General features: G+C 63.7%; 18 protein-coding genes. 15 read left to right on the top strand and 3 right to left on the bottom strand.

Annotated elements, in window-relative coordinates; all coding sequences use genetic code 11:
* The first annotated feature begins 4 nt into the window (after positions 1-4).
* The 3 genes from motD to U0004_RS23780 all read left to right on the top strand — a co-directional run bounded on the left by motD (position 5) and on the right by U0004_RS23780 (position 2,141).
* On the top strand, positions 5-787 hold the full coding sequence (gene motD / locus U0004_RS23790; RefSeq protein ID WP_070253737.1) for a flagellar motor protein MotD: 783 nt from the start codon (positions 5-7) through the stop codon (positions 785-787).
* Positions 788-851: 64 nt separating this feature from the next.
* The gene (locus U0004_RS23785; protein ID WP_070253722.1) at positions 852-1,214 is read left to right on the top strand and encodes a translation initiation factor Sui1; all 363 of its coding nucleotides are present in this window, start codon (positions 852-854) and stop codon (positions 1,212-1,214) included.
* 72 nt (positions 1,215-1,286) lie between these two features.
* Positions 1,287-2,141, top strand: coding sequence for a hypothetical protein (locus U0004_RS23780; protein ID WP_139144047.1), 855 nt, complete (start codon positions 1,287-1,289; stop codon positions 2,139-2,141).
* Positions 2,142-2,189: 48 nt separating this feature from the next.
* Here U0004_RS23780 and U0004_RS23775 read toward each other — a convergent pair whose 3' ends face one another.
* From U0004_RS23775 to flgA, 3 genes are all read right to left on the bottom strand, one after another.
* The gene (locus U0004_RS23775; protein ID WP_070253724.1) at positions 2,190-2,657 is read right to left on the bottom strand and encodes a flagella synthesis protein FlgN; all 468 of its coding nucleotides are present in this window, start codon (positions 2,655-2,657) and stop codon (positions 2,190-2,192) included.
* An 8-nt stretch (positions 2,658-2,665) separates the two neighbouring features.
* Positions 2,666-2,974: a flagellar biosynthesis anti-sigma factor FlgM gene (flgM, locus tag U0004_RS23770; RefSeq protein ID WP_034787161.1), complete on the bottom strand. Its 309-nt coding sequence runs from the start codon at positions 2,972-2,974 to the stop codon at positions 2,666-2,668.
* A 111-nt stretch (positions 2,975-3,085) separates the two neighbouring features.
* Positions 3,086-3,781, bottom strand: a complete 696-nt coding sequence (flgA, locus tag U0004_RS23765) for a flagellar basal body P-ring formation chaperone FlgA (RefSeq protein ID WP_034787159.1) — start codon at positions 3,779-3,781, stop codon at positions 3,086-3,088.
* 191 nt (positions 3,782-3,972) lie between these two features.
* Between flgA and flgB the strand changes: the two genes are divergently transcribed.
* The 12 genes from flgB (at position 3,973) to U0004_RS23705 (ending at position 15,565) form a co-directional block, all read left to right on the top strand.
* On the top strand, positions 3,973-4,425 hold the full coding sequence (gene flgB, locus U0004_RS23760; protein ID WP_034754084.1) for a flagellar basal body rod protein FlgB: 453 nt from the start codon (positions 3,973-3,975) through the stop codon (positions 4,423-4,425).
* Between the two features lie 2 nt (positions 4,426-4,427).
* Positions 4,428-4,829 (top strand): flagellar basal body rod protein FlgC, encoded by a 402-nt coding sequence (flgC, locus tag U0004_RS23755; RefSeq protein WP_034754081.1) that lies wholly within the window; start codon positions 4,428-4,430, stop codon positions 4,827-4,829.
* A 15-nt stretch (positions 4,830-4,844) separates the two neighbouring features.
* Positions 4,845-5,540 carry a flagellar hook assembly protein FlgD gene (locus U0004_RS23750; RefSeq protein ID WP_070253725.1) on the top strand — a complete coding sequence of 232 codons (696 nt, stop codon included), beginning with the start codon at positions 4,845-4,847 and terminating at the stop codon, positions 5,538-5,540.
* Between the two features lie 53 nt (positions 5,541-5,593).
* The gene (locus tag U0004_RS23745) at positions 5,594-7,141 is read left to right on the top strand and encodes a flagellar hook protein FlgE (protein ID WP_070253726.1); all 1,548 of its coding nucleotides are present in this window, start codon (positions 5,594-5,596) and stop codon (positions 7,139-7,141) included.
* 108 nt (positions 7,142-7,249) lie between these two features.
* On the top strand, positions 7,250-7,993 hold the full coding sequence (locus tag U0004_RS23740) for a flagellar basal body rod protein FlgF (protein WP_070253727.1): 744 nt from the start codon (positions 7,250-7,252) through the stop codon (positions 7,991-7,993).
* Between the two features lie 72 nt (positions 7,994-8,065).
* The gene (gene flgG / locus U0004_RS23735; protein ID WP_034754070.1) at positions 8,066-8,848 is read left to right on the top strand and encodes a flagellar basal-body rod protein FlgG; all 783 of its coding nucleotides are present in this window, start codon (positions 8,066-8,068) and stop codon (positions 8,846-8,848) included.
* A 50-nt stretch (positions 8,849-8,898) separates the two neighbouring features.
* Positions 8,899-9,549: a flagellar basal body L-ring protein FlgH gene (locus U0004_RS23730; protein WP_034787150.1), complete on the top strand. Its 651-nt coding sequence runs from the start codon at positions 8,899-8,901 to the stop codon at positions 9,547-9,549.
* Positions 9,550-9,551: 2 nt separating this feature from the next.
* A complete protein-coding gene (locus U0004_RS23725; RefSeq protein WP_070253728.1) occupies positions 9,552-10,667 on the top strand; it encodes a flagellar basal body P-ring protein FlgI in 1,116 nt (371 codons plus the stop codon).
* Between the two features lie 10 nt (positions 10,668-10,677).
* Complete coding sequence (gene flgJ, locus U0004_RS23720) at positions 10,678-11,604, top strand: flagellar assembly peptidoglycan hydrolase FlgJ (RefSeq protein WP_070253729.1); 927 nt, start codon at positions 10,678-10,680, stop codon at positions 11,602-11,604.
* A gap of 88 nt (positions 11,605-11,692) precedes the next feature.
* Positions 11,693-13,660 carry a flagellar hook-associated protein FlgK gene (gene flgK / locus U0004_RS23715; protein ID WP_070253730.1) on the top strand — a complete coding sequence of 656 codons (1,968 nt, stop codon included), beginning with the start codon at positions 11,693-11,695 and terminating at the stop codon, positions 13,658-13,660.
* A 52-nt stretch (positions 13,661-13,712) separates the two neighbouring features.
* Positions 13,713-14,954, top strand: a complete 1,242-nt coding sequence (flgL, locus tag U0004_RS23710; RefSeq protein ID WP_070253731.1) for a flagellar hook-associated protein FlgL — start codon at positions 13,713-13,715, stop codon at positions 14,952-14,954.
* Between the two features lie 167 nt (positions 14,955-15,121).
* The gene (locus tag U0004_RS23705) at positions 15,122-15,565 is read left to right on the top strand and encodes a MarR family winged helix-turn-helix transcriptional regulator (protein WP_070253732.1); all 444 of its coding nucleotides are present in this window, start codon (positions 15,122-15,124) and stop codon (positions 15,563-15,565) included.
* Position 15,566: the final 1 nt, after the last annotated feature.

Raw genomic sequence — 15,566 nt, 5'->3', positions numbered from 1 at the left:
CATGATGCGGCGCGCGCGCAGGAAGTATGACGAGGAACCGGACAACCAGGACCGCTGGCTGATCTCGTATGCCGACTTCATCACCCTGCTGTTCGCGTTCTTCGTTGTCATGTACGCGATTTCGCAAGTCAACGAAGGCAAATACCGCGTCTTCCAGAATGCCATCGGCCAGGCCTTCAGCCTGGAAAAGGGCGCGCCGCCCATCCTCATGGAAGCGCCGCAAGCCATTCCGCTGCCGAACCCGGCCCTGAAACGCCGCACGGAAGCCATCCGCCGCGAGCGCGAACACATGACGCGCCTGGCGCAGGACCTGACTTCCACCCTGGCGCCGCTGGTGAAGGAAGGCAAGGTGCGGGTCACGCAGACGAGCCGCGGCGTGAGCGTGGAAATCAATGCCAGCGTGCTGTTCGACCCGGGCGCGGCGCGCCTGACGGTGGAATCGGACCAGGCCCTGCGCGCCGTCGCCGTACTGCTCAAGGACGATACGCACGACGTGCAGGTGGAAGGGCATACGGACGTCCAGCCGATCAGTAATTCCAACTTTGCCTCGAACTGGGAATTGTCGGCCGCGCGCGCCAGCGCCGTGGTACGCCTGTTCATCGCCAGCGGCGTCAAGGCGTCGCGCCTGACGGCCGTCGGCCACGCCGACAACATCCCCGTGGCGCCGAACGAAACGGCGGAAGGGCGCGCGCGCAACCGCCGGGTCGCCGTGACGATTTTGTCGGGCATCCCCGAAACGGTGACGGAAGTGCCGACGGCGCCGGTGGCGCCTGCGCCAGCCAACTGACGCTCGTCAATTGCGGGCTGCCGCTTGGTACAATCGCGCTTTCTTCCTCTTTTATCGTTCCCTCATGAAAAGCAGCTCCCTGGGCGGTCTCGTCTATTCCACCGAAACGGGCCGCATGTGTCCCGCCTGCCGCCAGCCGCTGGCGCAATGCGCATGCAAGGCGCAAGCCAAGGCGGCGCCCGCGGGCGATGGCGTGGTGCGCGTCTCGCGCCAGACCAAGGGCCGTGGCGGCAAGAGCGTCACCGTGATCAAGGGTTTGCCGCTGGACGCCATCGCGCTGGCCCTGCTGGGCAAGCAGTTGCGCACGCAGTGCGGCTCGGGCGGCACGGTCAAGGATGGCGTGATCGAGGTGCAGGGCGACCATGTCGACACCATCCTTGCCGCGCTGGTCAAGCTGGGCCACCAGCCGAAAAAGGCCGGCGGCTGAGCGTGCGGAGGCGTGCGGCCCGCTGCCGCAGGCCTGTGGTAACGTGCATTTCCTTTTATGCGCCACCTCATCATGAATAGCAAACTGACCGGCATCGCCAGCGCCGCTGCCATCGCGGCGGTACTGGCGCTCGTGTACTGGCCCGCGCCCGACGCCGGCGCGCCGCAAGCGGATGCGGCTGCCGCCAGCGCGCCGGCGGGGCGCAGCCTGGCGTCGTATCTGAATATCGACGCCGCCCCCGTCGCCGATGCCGCACCCGTTCCCGTGACCCTGGCGCGGCAGCTTGCGCGCCTGGCTGCCAGCGGCAGGGCGGAAGACGCGTATGCGGCGTTCAGCCTGATCGACGACTGCATCGTCTTCCAGCACGAAGGGCGCTTGCCGGGCATGGAATTCGAGCTGGGCCGCGAGATGACGGTGGAAGAAAAAGCCGCCCAGCAGCAGCTGTGCGCGGGCCTGACACAGCGCCAGCGCGAGGACCGGCTCGGCTACCTGGCCACCGCCGCCAAGGCGGGCGTGCCGGGCGCGGCCACCCTGTTCCTGTCGGAAGGTCCGTTCGGCGACCGCAGCGCGCTGCGCAACCGTCCCGACGATCCACTGGTGCAGGCATGGAAGCGGCAAGCCATCGCCCAGCTGACGGCGCAGGCGGACGAGGCGGAACTGACCAGCGTGGCTACCCTGATGATGGCGTACTTGCGCGATGGCGAGGTGGTGCGGAAGGATGCGCCGCAAGCGTATGGCTACCTGCTGGCCCTGCGCCAGGTCTACGACGATATCCTCGCGCCCGGCGTCACCAATCCGTATCAGGATGAGTACTGGCACTGGCTGCAGGCGGAGCTGACGCCGGAGCAGCAAGCCGCGGCCAGCGCCAGGGCGCAAGCCATCGTGGCGAAATACCGCCAGCATGCGGGGCGTCCCGCGCACGGTTGAGCTGGCAAGGCCGCTGCGCCTTGCCGGGTTGCTGTTAACTAAGGGGGACTAGCCGATGACGACGCGCCGGCTGGCCGTGTTCGTCGTCGGTTGGCCGCTGGGGCCGTAGAAATTGCCGCTCTGGGCCGGGGGGCGCATGGCGTTCAGGGCGCCTTGCGTATGTACCATATGCTTGTTGACGAGCAGGCTGTTCAGGCGGTTTTGTTCCTTGGCTTCGCGCGTCGTCTCGAGCAGGGCTTTCCACAGGGGCGCCGCTTCCGCTTCGCTGGCGCCCACCAGCCAGTCTTCCATGCCCGCTTCGGCCGCCATGAAACCGGCCGCCGCCAGCGCCTGGTGGCGTTGCGCCGCCAGCTGGCTCAATTGTCCTACGAGTGCCGTCTTGCGCGCCGTGAGCTCCGTGATTGCATCGATGTCAGCCGCAACCAGATGCCGCTGTTCTTCTTTCATCAATGCCAGCAATGTGGTCATGAGCTGTTGCTCGTCGCGCAGGCTGGAAAACGGAGTCACTGATTGCATGAGGGAACCTATCTATTTCGTGAGTGCAGCAAGTCCTTGACCGTGTCGAGGAGACCGTCCGCCACTTTTTCTGAGTTGACCTGGAACTGGCCGTCGGCGATCGCCAGCTTGATGCGTTCGACTTTTTTCGTGTCGAACACGGCGCCGCTGCCGGCAGTTGCACTGGCCGCTAATGCCTGTCCTTGCGGCGACAGGCGTACATTGTCCGACGTTGTCGGTGTTGCCTGGGCTTTCTCGGCATTCCGGGCGCCGGAGGTACTCGCGGGCGCCACCGGCAGGCCGGGATTGCTTTTAATGGTGTTGTCGGTAATTTTCACAGCGTGATCCTCGTCTGGTCGAAGTCAAAAAACTCCGGGATATGTGTCATTATCGGCACCTTCTCCCGAAACTTTAGTGCGCCAGACCACAATATCGCTGTCCATCCGTGTTTAAAAGGCGACCTCCACCAAGCCGCCTGCGCGCGCCACGCCGCTGATCTGCTGGCCGCTCTGCGTGCGTACCTGCACCGTCTGGCCATCGCCGGCGCTGCCGATGGCGCGTCCTTCTGATGCCACCTGGAAACCATTGCCACTGGAAACGACGCGTACCAGTTGGCCTTGCATCACCACCGGCTTGCGGCGCAGGGTGTCGAGGCGCATCGGCGTGCCGGGTGGCAAAGAAATATTCGTGCTGGCACCCACCACCTGGGCCATGTCCGTGGCGATGCCTGCCGGCAATGCGGCCAGGTCGCCCTGCATCGTTACCAGCTGGCTGGCGTCGATGGCTTGCCCTTGCGCCAGCGGCACGGCGCTGGCCACGTAATCGCCGACGACGGCCACGTTCGCTTGCAGATAGATGGTCCAGTTGCTTGGCGCCGTGCAGCGCACGCCGACGGTGGTCTTGCCCCAGGCGCGCGCGCCCGGCGCCATGAATGCTTGCGGCGCGGGGCAGGCCGCCAGGTTCAGGCGCGGATCGACGGCGCCGACGGTCACCGTCACCTTGCCGGGCAAGCCGTTGCTTTGTACTTGCAGGAATTGTTCCACGCTGTTGCGCAGCGCTTCCGGCGTCTGGCGGCCGGCGTTTTGCGCCTGGGCCAGCAGTGGCAGGGAGGCAAGAGCGAAGAGGAAAGCAAGCGGTGTTTTCATGGTGATAGGCCTCTGGAATAGTGCCATGATAGTGCGCGCGGCCCCGTTCGAAGCGCCGATTAAGGGGTAAAAGTACGGTCTGATCCGGCGATGGTCTTGCTGGTGGGCGCCGTACTATGTTTCCTGTCATCACTAATCCGCCATCCTTCCGCCATCTCGGGCGCCAGTGGCAGATCTTTCCGGAGCCTGACATGATAGGGAAACTCGACGATTACATGCGCTTCAACGAGACGGCGCTGAGCCTGCGCTCGACGCGCCAGGAATTGCTCGCCTCGAATATCGCCAATGCCGACACGCCCAACTACAAGGCGCGCGATGTCGATTTCGCCGCCGCGCTGAAGGGTGCGATGGCGCGCAAGGATGGCGTGCCGCCGGCCCTGAAGGGCACGGCGCCGCAGCATATGCCGGGCAAGGGCGTGGCCGCGGCTGCGGGCGCAGCCGGCGGCGGCAAGGTCGAGACCCTGGCCGACGGCACGCCGCTGCTGTACCGCGCGCCGGCCCAGGGCGCCGTCGATGGCAATACGGTGGACATGGATCTCGAGCGCAACGCCTTTGCCGACAATGCCATCCGCTACGAGGCGGCCGTGACGTTCCTTAACTCGCAGATCAAGGGCATGCTGACGGCCATCCAGGGAGGACAATAATCATGTCGCTATTTAATATCTTCAATGTTTCCGGTTCGGCCATGAGCGCCCAGGCGCAGCGCCTGAACACGGTGGCCAGCAACCTGGCCAATGCCGACAGCGCCACCAGCGCCACGGGCGAAGCCTACCGCGCCAAGCAGGTGGTGTTCGAAGCCGTGCCCATGGCCAATGGCGCCACGGCCGTCAAGGTGCAGAAGGTGATCGAAGACCCGTCGCCGATGAAGCTGGTCTACGACCCGAAGAACCCGCTGGCCGACGAGAAGGGCTACGTCACCATGCCGAACGTGAATACGGTCGACGAGATGGTCAACATGCTGTCGGCTTCGCGCTCGTACCAGACCAACGTGGAAACCATGAACGCGGCCAAGTCGCTGCTCCTGAAAACCCTCACCATCGGCCAATAAGGCTGACTGATCATTATGGCAACCATCGATACCAATACCGCCGTCACCACCGACCTGATGGCGACGATGAATCCGAAGAAGAGCACGGCCGAGCCAGGCAGTGTCGAAGCGGAAACGAACAAATTCCTCACCTTGCTGGTCACCCAGCTGAAAAACCAGGATCCGATGAATCCGCTGGACAATGCGCAATTGACCAGCCAGCTGGCGCAATTGTCCACCGTGACCGGCGTCAACAAGCTCAACACGACCCTGGAAACCCTGAAGGCCAGCTACCAGCAAGCCGAATCGATGCAGGCGGCCAACATCATCGGCCATGGCGTGTTGACAGCGGGCAAGGATATCAACCTGAGCAAGAGCGCCGCGCTGCTGGGCGTGGACCTGGCCACGGCAGCCGACAAGGTCAAGGTCGTCATCTACAAGGATGGCAAGGAAGTCCATTCCATCGACCTGGGCGCACAGGCGGCGGGCACCTTGCCGCTGGGCTGGAACGGTTCCACCGCCGATCTCGACAAGGATGGCAAGCCGGTCGTGCTGGCCGATGGCGCCTACACCTTCACGGTGGAAGCCACGCGCGGTGGCACCAAGCTCAAGGATGCGACGGCGCTGATGTTCGGTTCGGTCGCCAGCGTGTCGACGGGCGCGAATGGCGTGAAATTGAATGTCCCGGGCGTGGGCAGCATCACCATGGCCGACGTGAAACAGATTCTGTAAGCCGCTTCCCCTTAGCGTGACCCTCTACCCCTAATTTCTACCAGGAGAACACAATGTCTTTCCAACAAGGCCTGAGCGGCTTGAATGGCGCCGCCAAATCGCTGGACGTCATCGGCAACAACATCGCCAACTCGTCGACCGTGGGTTTCAAGCAGTCGCAGGCCCAGTTCGCCGACATTTATGCCAACTCGCTGTATGGCGTGGGCGGCAACCAGGCGGGGATCGGCGTGTCGGTCTCGCAAATCGCCCAGCAATTCAACCAGGGTAACCTGGAAACGTCGTCGAATCCCCTCGACATCGCCATCAATGGCGGCGGCTTCTTCCGTACCAGCGTCAACGGCGCCATCCAGTACTCGCGCAATGGCCAGTTCCAGGTCGACAAGAGCGGCTTCATCGTCAACGCCCAGCTGGCGCAACTGACCGGCTATCCGGCCGACGTCAACGGCAAGATCGTCGCCGGCGCCGTCGTGCCCCTGCAAATCGACCAGTCGGACATGAAGCCCCAGGCAACGACCAAGGTCGACACGCAAGTCAACCTCAATTCGAACACGGCCATGCCGACCACGGTGCCGTTCAAGTCGACGGACGACACCTCGTACCACAAGCAGTTCCCCGTCGAAGTCTTCGATTCGCTGGGCAATTCCCACAACATGGCCAATTTCTATGTCAAGACGGGCACCAATACCTGGGATGTCTACTCGGCCATTGACGGCACGGAAGTAACCAGCATGAAGGTCGCGGCCGCCCTGCAGACGGACCCTGCCTCGCTGGCCGCGCGCGCCGCCTACCAGGCTGCCGCCACGGCCGTGCCGCTGGTGCCGGCCAACGTGACGACGGCCGCCGTCGCCTATGGCAATGCGGTTGGTGCCGCCGTCTCGGCCGCCGCCGCCGCCGCGGGCGCCACGCCGGCGCAACTGGCCGCCATCGCCGCCACCTACGGCAGTGCCGTGCCGAATGGCGTCAATTCGAGCCGCACGCCCGACCAGATCGACGCTGCCATCCGCGCCGTGACCGTGGTGCCAGCCGTCAAGACCGGTTCGCTGGTCTTCAACACGGTCGGCAGCCTGGACCGGGCCGCCATGCTGGCCCTGACGCCGCCGCAAACCTTGCCCGTCACCGTCAACCTGCCGATCTTCCCGGCCACGGGCGCGAATGCGACCCTGTCGGTCCAGGTCGACTTCACCAAGTCGACCCAGCTGGGCACCGCCACGGCGGAAAAGAAAACGGAAGCGGACGGCTACAAGGCGGGCCAGCTGAGCCAATTCATCGTCGGCGACGACGGCGTCATCCAGGGCCAGTATAACAATGGCAAGACGCGCAGCCTGGGCCAGGTGGTGTTGAGCAACTTTGTCAACCCGAACGGTCTGGAGCCGCTGGGCAACAACGCCTGGGTGGAAAGTTCGGCCTCGGGCAAGCCCGTCACGGGCGAGCCCAAGACGGGCAACCTGGGCAACTTGCGCGCCTCGGCCGTGGAAGTGTCGAACGTCGACCTGACGGCGGAACTGGTCAACATGATCACGGCCCAGCGCGCCTACCAGGCAAATGCGCAGACCATCAAGACGCAGGATTCCGTTTTACAGACTCTGGTGAACTTGCGCTAATCGTTTGAACCCCTGACGGCGAAAGGCTGGGGTCGGACCTTAAGGACTTGGCGTCCCCGTCCGACCCCGGTTTTTGCCTTGGGTTGAAGGCAACAGGAGAAATAAAAAATGGACCGTCTCATCTACACCGCCGGCTCGGGCGCCAAGCACATCCTGGACAAGCAGGCGACCACGGCGAATAACCTGGCGAACGCCACCAGCACGGGTTTCCGCGCCCAGCTCGACTCGTTCCGCGCCGTGCCCGTGGTGGCCGACGGCATGATGCCGACGCGCGCCTTTGTCGTCGATTCGACGGTCGGTTCCGATTTCACGCAGGGTCCGATGCAGCACACGGGCCGTGCGCTCGACGTGGCCGTGGAAAACGGCGGCTGGATCGCGGTGCAGTCGGCCGACGGTTCCGAAGCCTACACGCGCAACGGCGCCTTGAAACTCAATGAAAACGGCATGCTGCAAACGCAGGGCGGGCTGATGGTGCAAGGCGATACGGGCCCCATGGCGATTCCGCCCGGCGTGACGGTGGCCATCGCCAGCGATGGCACGGTGGGCACGATTTCCACCGACGTGCCGCCAGGCCCGTCGACGGTGCTGGGCCGCATCAAACTGGTCAACCCGCCCGAGCAGCAACTGGTACGCGGCGACGACGGCCTGTTCCGCCTGAAGGATGGCACGGTGGCGCAAGCCGACCAGGCCGTCAAATTGACCACGGGCGCGCTGGAAGGCAGCAATGTCAGCCCCGTCGACTCCATGGTCAGCATGATCGCCCTGGCGCGCCAGTTCGAAACGCAAATGAGCTTGTTGAAGAATGCCGAGAATAACGCGGCGAAAGCCACCCAGATCCTCGCTTTGAATTGACGGGGGCCACCGCATAATGGTCACATAGAAATAGTCTACAGGGCTGGTTAGCGCTGTTACTGGAGAAAAATCATGATTCGTTCCCTTTGGATTGCCAAGACCGGCCTGGAAGCGCAGCAGACGCAGATGGACGTGATCGCCAATAACCTGGCCAACGTCAGCACCACGGGCTTCAAGAAGTCGCGCGCCGTGTTTGAAGACTTGCTGTATCAAAATGTGCGCCAGCCGGGCGCGCAATCGTCGCAGCAAACCCAGCTGCCATCGGGCTTGCAGATCGGCACCGGCGTGCGCACCGTGGCAACCGAACGCATCCATACGCAGGGCAATCCCCAGGCCTCGGGCAATTCGCGCGATGTGATGGTCAACGGCACGGGCTTTTTCCAGGTGCTGATGCCGGACGGCGCCACCGCCTACACGCGCGACGGCTCGTTCCAGACGGATGCCAACGGCCAGCTGGTCACCTCGGAAGGCTTCGTCATCCAGCCCGCCATCACCGTGCCGACCAATGCGCTGAGCCTGACCGTGGCGCGCGACGGCACCGTGTCCGTCACCTTGCCCGACACCGTTGCGCCATCGCAAATCGGCTCCCTGCAGCTGACCACCTTCGTCAATCCCGCCGGCCTGGAATCGAAGGGCGAGAACCTGTACATGGAAACGGGCGCTTCCGGCGTGGCGCAAACCAACACCCCGGGCACGAACGGCGCCGGCGTGCTGATGCAGGGCTATATCGAGACGTCGAACGTCAACGTGGCCGAGGAAATGGTCAACATGATCCAGACGCAGCGCGCCTACGAGATCAACAGCAAGGCCATCACCACATCCGATCAAATGCTGCAGAAATTGTCGCAACTTTAATTTTCATAGTCGTCATGCCATCCGCCGCCGGATGGCAGCGGAGGTTCGCCATGCAATACCCCATCATCGCTTTGTTCTCTGCAGTCCTGCTGTCCGGCTGCGCCATCACGCCTACGTCCATCGTGCAATATCCGACCAGCACGCGCGCGCCGATGCCGGAACCGGTGGTCGTCAACAATGGCTCCATCTACCAGCCGTCGACCTACCGTCCCGCCTTCGAAGACCGCCGCGCGCGCCACGTGGGCGACACCATGACGATCGCCATCACCGAGCGCACGAATGCCGTCAAGGCGGGCGCCAGTTCCGGCAACAAGTCGGGCAGCGTGGGCTTCAGCACGCCGGGCATGCTGCAGGGCCGCCTGGGCGGCACCGTGGCGGCAAATGGCGCGACGAAATTTGCCGATGGCGACAACCAGTCCGCCAGCAACACGTTTTCCGGCGTGATCGGCGTGACGGTCATTGAAGTGCTGCCGAATGGCAACCTGATCGTCGCCGGCGAAAAACAGATCGCCATGAACAAGGGCACGGAATTCATCCGCTTCTCGGGCATGGTCAATCCCGACACCATCGGCACGGGCAACGTCGTGCCATCGACCCAGGTGGCCGAAGCGCGCGTCGAATACCGCACCAACAGCCAGATCGACCGCGCCGAAATGGCCTCGATGGCGTCGCGCTTCTTCCTCAGCCTGCTGCCTTTCTGATCATGGCAACGTTGACCTTTCCCCGTTTTCTCGCCATCTGCGGCCTGGCTGCCTCGCTGATGGCGCCCGTGGCGCAAGCCGAGCGCATCAAGGACCTGGCCAGCATCGCCGGCGTGCGCCAGAATCAGCTGATGGGCTATGGCCTCGTCGTCGGTCTCGACGGCAGCGGCGACCAGACCACGCAAACCCCATTTACCATCCAGAGCGTGGCGGCGATGCTGCAGCAGCAGGGCATCAACTTGCCGCAAGGCACCAGTTTGCAGTTGAAAAACGTGGCCGCCGTGATGGTGACGACGGCCTTGCCCGCGTTTGCCCAGCCGGGCCAGTTGCTCGACGTGACGGTATCGTCGATGGGCAATGCGAAAAGCTTGCGCGGCGGCACCTTGCTGATGACGCCATTGAAGGGCGCCGATGGCCAGGTGTACGGCATGGCGCAGGGCAACGTGCTGGTGGGCGGTGTAGGCGCGCAGGCGGCCGGCAGCTCCGTCGTCATCAATCACCTGAGCGTGGGCCGCATCTCGGGCGGCGCTACCGTCGAGCGCAGCGTGCCTTCGGCCTTGGGCGCCAACAACACCATCCGCCTGGAATTGAATGCCACCGATTTCGCCACCGCCAGCCGCGTGGTCGACGCCATCAATAGCCGCTACGGCGCCGGCACGGCCGCCGCGCTCGATGGCCGCGTGATCCAGGTGCAGTCGCCCAGCGGCAGCGACCAGCGCGTATCCTTCCTGGGCCAGCTGGAAAGCATCGAAGTCAATCCGGCCCGCCTGGCGGCCAAGGTCATCATGAATGCGCGCACCGGTTCCGTCGTGATGAACCAGTCCGTGACCCTGGAAACATGCGCCATTTCGCACGGCAACCTGTCCGTCACCATCAATGTCGAGCCGCAAGTGAGCCAGCCGGCGCCCTTGTCGGGCGGGCGCACGGTGGTCACGCAGACGGCGCAGATCGATATCAAGAAGGAACCGGGCAAAGTCATGCTGGTCAAGGGCGGCGCCTCGCTGTCCGACGTGGTCAAGGCCCTCAACGCCATCGGCGCCTCGCCGCAAGACTTGCTGGCCATCCTGCAGGCGATGAAAGCGGCCGGTTCGCTGCGCGCCGAACTCGAAATCATTTGATGGGCACGCCATGATCAGTCAAACCGACCTCAGCAATACCGCCGCCTATGACGTCAAGGGCATGGATGGCTTGCGCCAGTCCGCCAAGGCGAAGGATCCCGCCGCCCTGAAAGAGGCAGCCACGCAATTCGAAGCCATGTTCATCAACATGATGATGAAAAGCATGCGCGAAGCCACGCCGCAGGACGGCATCATGGATAGCCAGCAAAGCAAGATGTACACCTCGATGCTGGACCAGCAGACGAGCCAGAACCTGGCCAAGCGGGGCACGGGCCTGGCCGACGTGCTGATCCGCCAGCTGTCGTCGTCGAACCAGGCGCTGGCCGCCGATGGCGCCGAAGCGCCGTCGCCCCGTTCCTCGAGCATGGCGCAGGCGCTGGCCGCCTTCCGCCAGCAGCAGGGCGCCCTGACGGAAGGCGCCGGCAGCGCCGCCGCCAGCGGCAAGACCCTGAGCGACAAGGCCAACGCCACGCAGGCGCCGCACGTGCGCGCCTTCCAGGAAAAGCTGGGCGTGCATGCGGAAGAAGCCAGCCGCGCCACCGGCATCCCGGCCAAGTTCATGCTGGGCCAGGCGGCGCTGGAAACGGGCTGGGGCAAGCGCGAAATCATCGCCCGCGACGGCAGCAGCAGCCACAACCTGTTTGGCATCAAGGCATCCAGCGACTGGAAGGGCAAGGTCACGGAAGCCGTCACCACGGAATACGTGAATGGCAAGGCGCAGCGCAAGGTGGAAAAATTCCGCGCCTACGACAGCTACGCGGACAGCTTCAAGGATTATGCGCAGTTGATTACCAACAACAAGCGCTACGAAAAAGTGCTGGCCAGCGCGGGCGACGCCAGCACGTTCGCCCACGGCTTGCAAAAGGCCGGCTACGCGACGGATCCGAATTACGCTGCCAAACTGACAAAGATTATCAAGAATTCGCTGGTCGGCTGACGCCCCGCCTTGCCCCCGTGCAAGCCGCGCGCTTCAAGTTTTCGCCGCGGCTGCCGTAAATACATTTGACGGTAACCAATAAGACACCATGACTTCGAATCTACTCAGCATCGGTAAGAGCGGTTTGCTTGCAGCGCAGGTGGGCCTGTCGACGACCGGGCATAACATCACCAATGCCAACGTGGACGGTTACAACCGCCAGGTGGTGCTGCAGCAGACGGCGCAGTTCAATAATGCCGGTTATGGCTTTGTTGGCAATGGTACCGAGGTATCGCAAGTCAAGCGCCAGTACGACGGTTTCATGGCGGCCCAGGTGAATGGCGCGCAGTCGGCCACCAGTTCGCTCGATGCGTATTACACGCAGATCAGCCAGATCGACAATATGCTGGCCGACCCCACGGCCGGGCTATCGCCGGCGATGGCCGATTTCTTCAAGGGCGTGCAGGATTTCAGCTCGAATCCATCTTCCGTCTCGTCGCGCCAGGCATTGTTGTCGAGCGCAAATTCGCTGACCGCGCGCTTCCAGGGCCTCAGCGCGCGCCTGACGGAAATCGGCGACGGCGTCAATTCGCAGATCACCTCGAACGTCAAGGTGATCAACTCCTACGCCAAGCAGATCGCGGAACTCAATACCGCGATTACCAACCTCACCGTGAATGAAAGCAATCAGCCCAACGATTTGCTGGACCAGCGCGACCAGCTGATCACGGAGCTGAACAAATACGTCAAGGCAACTGTTCAGCCTGGCGCCGGCAACTCGATTACTGTCTCGATCGGCTCGGGCCAGCCGCTGGTGGTGGGCGACAAGAACTTTGAACTGGCCACCACGCCGTCGCCGACGGACCCGAACCGCCTGGACGTGGGCTATGTGACGGGCACTTCCGTCACCAAGCTGTCGGAAAGTTCCCTCAGCGGCGGTGCGCTGGGCGGCTTGCTGGAATTCCGCAGCGGCAGCCTGGACCGCATCCAGAATTCGCTGGGCAAGGTCGCCATCGCGCTGGCCTCCACCTTCAATGAGCAGCACAAGCTGGGCCAGGACTTGAATGGCGACATGGGGGGCGATTTCTTCAAGCTGCCCGATCCCGTCATCGGCGCCGACTACCGCAATAACGCAACCAGCACGACCGTGCTGTCGGCCAAGGTCAGCGATCCGACCAAGCTGACGGCCAGCGATTATGCCGTCAAGTATGACGGCGCCAATTATGTGGTGACGCGCCAGAGCGACGGTGCGAAAACGACCATCAATCCCTATCCGCAAACCGTGCCGCAAACCATCGACGGTGTGGATTTCTCGATCACGGGCGCGGCTGCCGAAGGCGATAACTTCATGGTCAGGCCGACCGCGCACGGCGCTTCCGACCTGGCCGTGGCGATTACCGACCGCAACAAGCTGGCCGCCGGCGCGCCGATCGCCACGGGCGCGCCCGTCAGCAACACGGGCAGCGGCAAGCTCGGCGCAGGTAGCGTGGACAAGGCGTATCTAACGCCGGGCAACGCGTTGACGGGCACCGTCACCCTGACGTACGACAAGGCGACCACTTCGCTGTCGGGTTTCCCGGCGGGCCAGGCCGTGACGGTGAAAGGCTTGAACGGTGCCACCACCACGTACCCGGCCGGCACGGCGAATATCCCGTACACGGAAGGCGACAGCTTCAGCTTTGGCGGCATCAACGTCAACATGACGGGCGCGCCTGCGCAGGGCGATAAATTCACCATCGCGCCGAACTCGGGCGGCGTGGGCGACAACCGCAATGCCTCCTTGCTGGCGGGCTTGCAGACGAAGAACATTCTCGATGGCGGCAAGGCCACGTTCCAGGGTTCGTACGCGGAAACCGTCAGCTATGTCGGCAACAAGACGCGCGAAGTACAGGTCAGCGGCCTGGCGAGTCTTGCGTTGTTGCAACAAACCAGCACGCAGCAGCAGGCCGTTTCCGGCGTCAATCTCGATGAAGAGGCGGCCAACCTGCTGCGCTACCAGCAAGCCTACCAGGCTTGCGGCAAGGTCATGCAGATCGCCAGTACCCTGTTCGACGTGGTCATCGGCCTCGGACGTTAATTATTCAAGCGGCGGCGCATAGCGCCCCGCCGCCATCAGGAAGGGCAGCATCATGCGCATCAGTACCAAAATGATCTATGACGCGGGCAGCACGCAGCTGAACAATCTGCAGGGCGCGTTGAACCGCACCCAGATGCAGCTGTCGGCGAATCGCCGCAACCTGACGCCGGCCGACGATCCGATCGCCTCGGCGCGCGCGCTGGAAGTGACGCAGTCGCAGACGATCAACACGCAATTCGTGACGAACCGCTCGAACGCCAAGAATTTCCTGTCGCAGGAAGAGCTGGCGCTGGCCAGCACCACCTCGCTGATCGCCGATGTGCAGCAACTGGTGCTGAAGGCTGGTAATCCGGCATTGAAGGATATCGACCGCCAGAGCCTGGCCACGGAGCTGAAAGGCCGCTTGACCGACCTGATGGGCATCGCCAACACGTCCGACAACGCGGGTGGCTACCTGTTTTCCGGCTACAAATCGACCACCCAGCCGTTCAGCCAGACGCCGGGCGGCGCCACCTATGTGGGCGACCAGGGCCAGCGCGAGCTGCAAGTGGGCTCGGCGCGCTACCTGGCCACCAGCGACTCGGGCGCGACCGTATTCGAGAACAATTTGACGGGCAACGGCAAGTTCACCACGGCGGCCGATCCGGGCAACTTCACGCGCGGCGGCGCCGGCATCATTTCCGGCGGCACCGTCACCGATCCCACCAAGCTGACGGGGCACAAATACACGATCGACTTCCAGGTGACGGGCACGGGCACGGATGCCAAGACGACCTATACCGTGACGGACGTGACCCTGGGTCAGACCATCCCGAATCCTGCCGTGCCGGTGGCCTACAAGTCGGGCGACGCCATCAACTTTGACGGTCAGCAAGTCAATGTCGCGGGCAAGCCGGCCGACCTGGACAAGTTCACCCTGGAGCCCAGCAGCAAGGAATCGATCTTTACCACGATTACCAACCTGATCGGCGCACTGGGCCAGCCGGCCACGGGCGACGCGGGGCAGGCACGCCTGACGGCCAGCCTGAACGCGGCGCACGATCTGCTCGACACGGCCTACGACAACGTGCTGTCGGTGCGCGCGGAAGTCGGTTCGCGCCTGAAGGAACTCGATACCCTCGACAGCGCCGGCGACGACCTCGACCTGCAATATGCAAGCACCCTGTCGGGCTTGCAGGATCTGGACATGGTGAAGGCGATTTCCCTGTTCAGCCAGCAGCAGATCACCCTGCAGGCGGCGCAGAAGTCATTCACTTCCATCTCGGGCTTGTCGCTGTTCAACTACATCAGCTAAGCGGCCGGCATCGCAGAATGAGCGGCAAGCCGGGGCAGGGAGGACATCTCCCGCCCCGGCTTTTTTGCGTCTGCAAGATGGCCGTCTTGACAAGATGTGCAGTCAAACTGTGCAGTCTACCTGTCTATCTGTTATAGTAGAGGCTGTTGATCCACCACACGGCTAGCATGCGCACCCCACAAGAAGACCACGAACAAGTTCTACAACTGGCCGGCGAATTGCGCATCCTGGTCGGCAAATTGCGCCGCCGCCTGCGCGAAGAGGCGCACCTGGGCGATGTCAGCATGTCGCAGGCATCCGTGCTCAGCCGCCTCGAACGCGACGGTCCGGCCACGGCCAGCAGCCTGGCGCGCGCCGAAGGCATGCGGCCCCAGTCGATGGCCGCCACCGTGCAAGCGTTGACGGAAGCGCAGATGGTGACGGGCTCGCCCGATCCGGCTGACGGCCGGCAAACCATCTTGACGCTGACGGACAGCTGCCGCGCCTGGATCGCGGCCAGCCGCGCCGCGCGCGAAGACTGGCTGGCGCGCACCATCGAAACCCGGCTCACGCCGGACGAAGTCACCGAACTGGACAAGGCGGTGGCATTACTCAAACGCTTGGCGGAGTGAT

It is taken from the genome of Janthinobacterium lividum, from assembly GCF_034424625.1.
Taxonomy (GTDB): Bacteria; Pseudomonadota; Gammaproteobacteria; order Burkholderiales; family Burkholderiaceae_D; genus Janthinobacterium; species Janthinobacterium lividum.
This window is presented reverse-complemented; position numbering and strand designations above follow the sequence as displayed.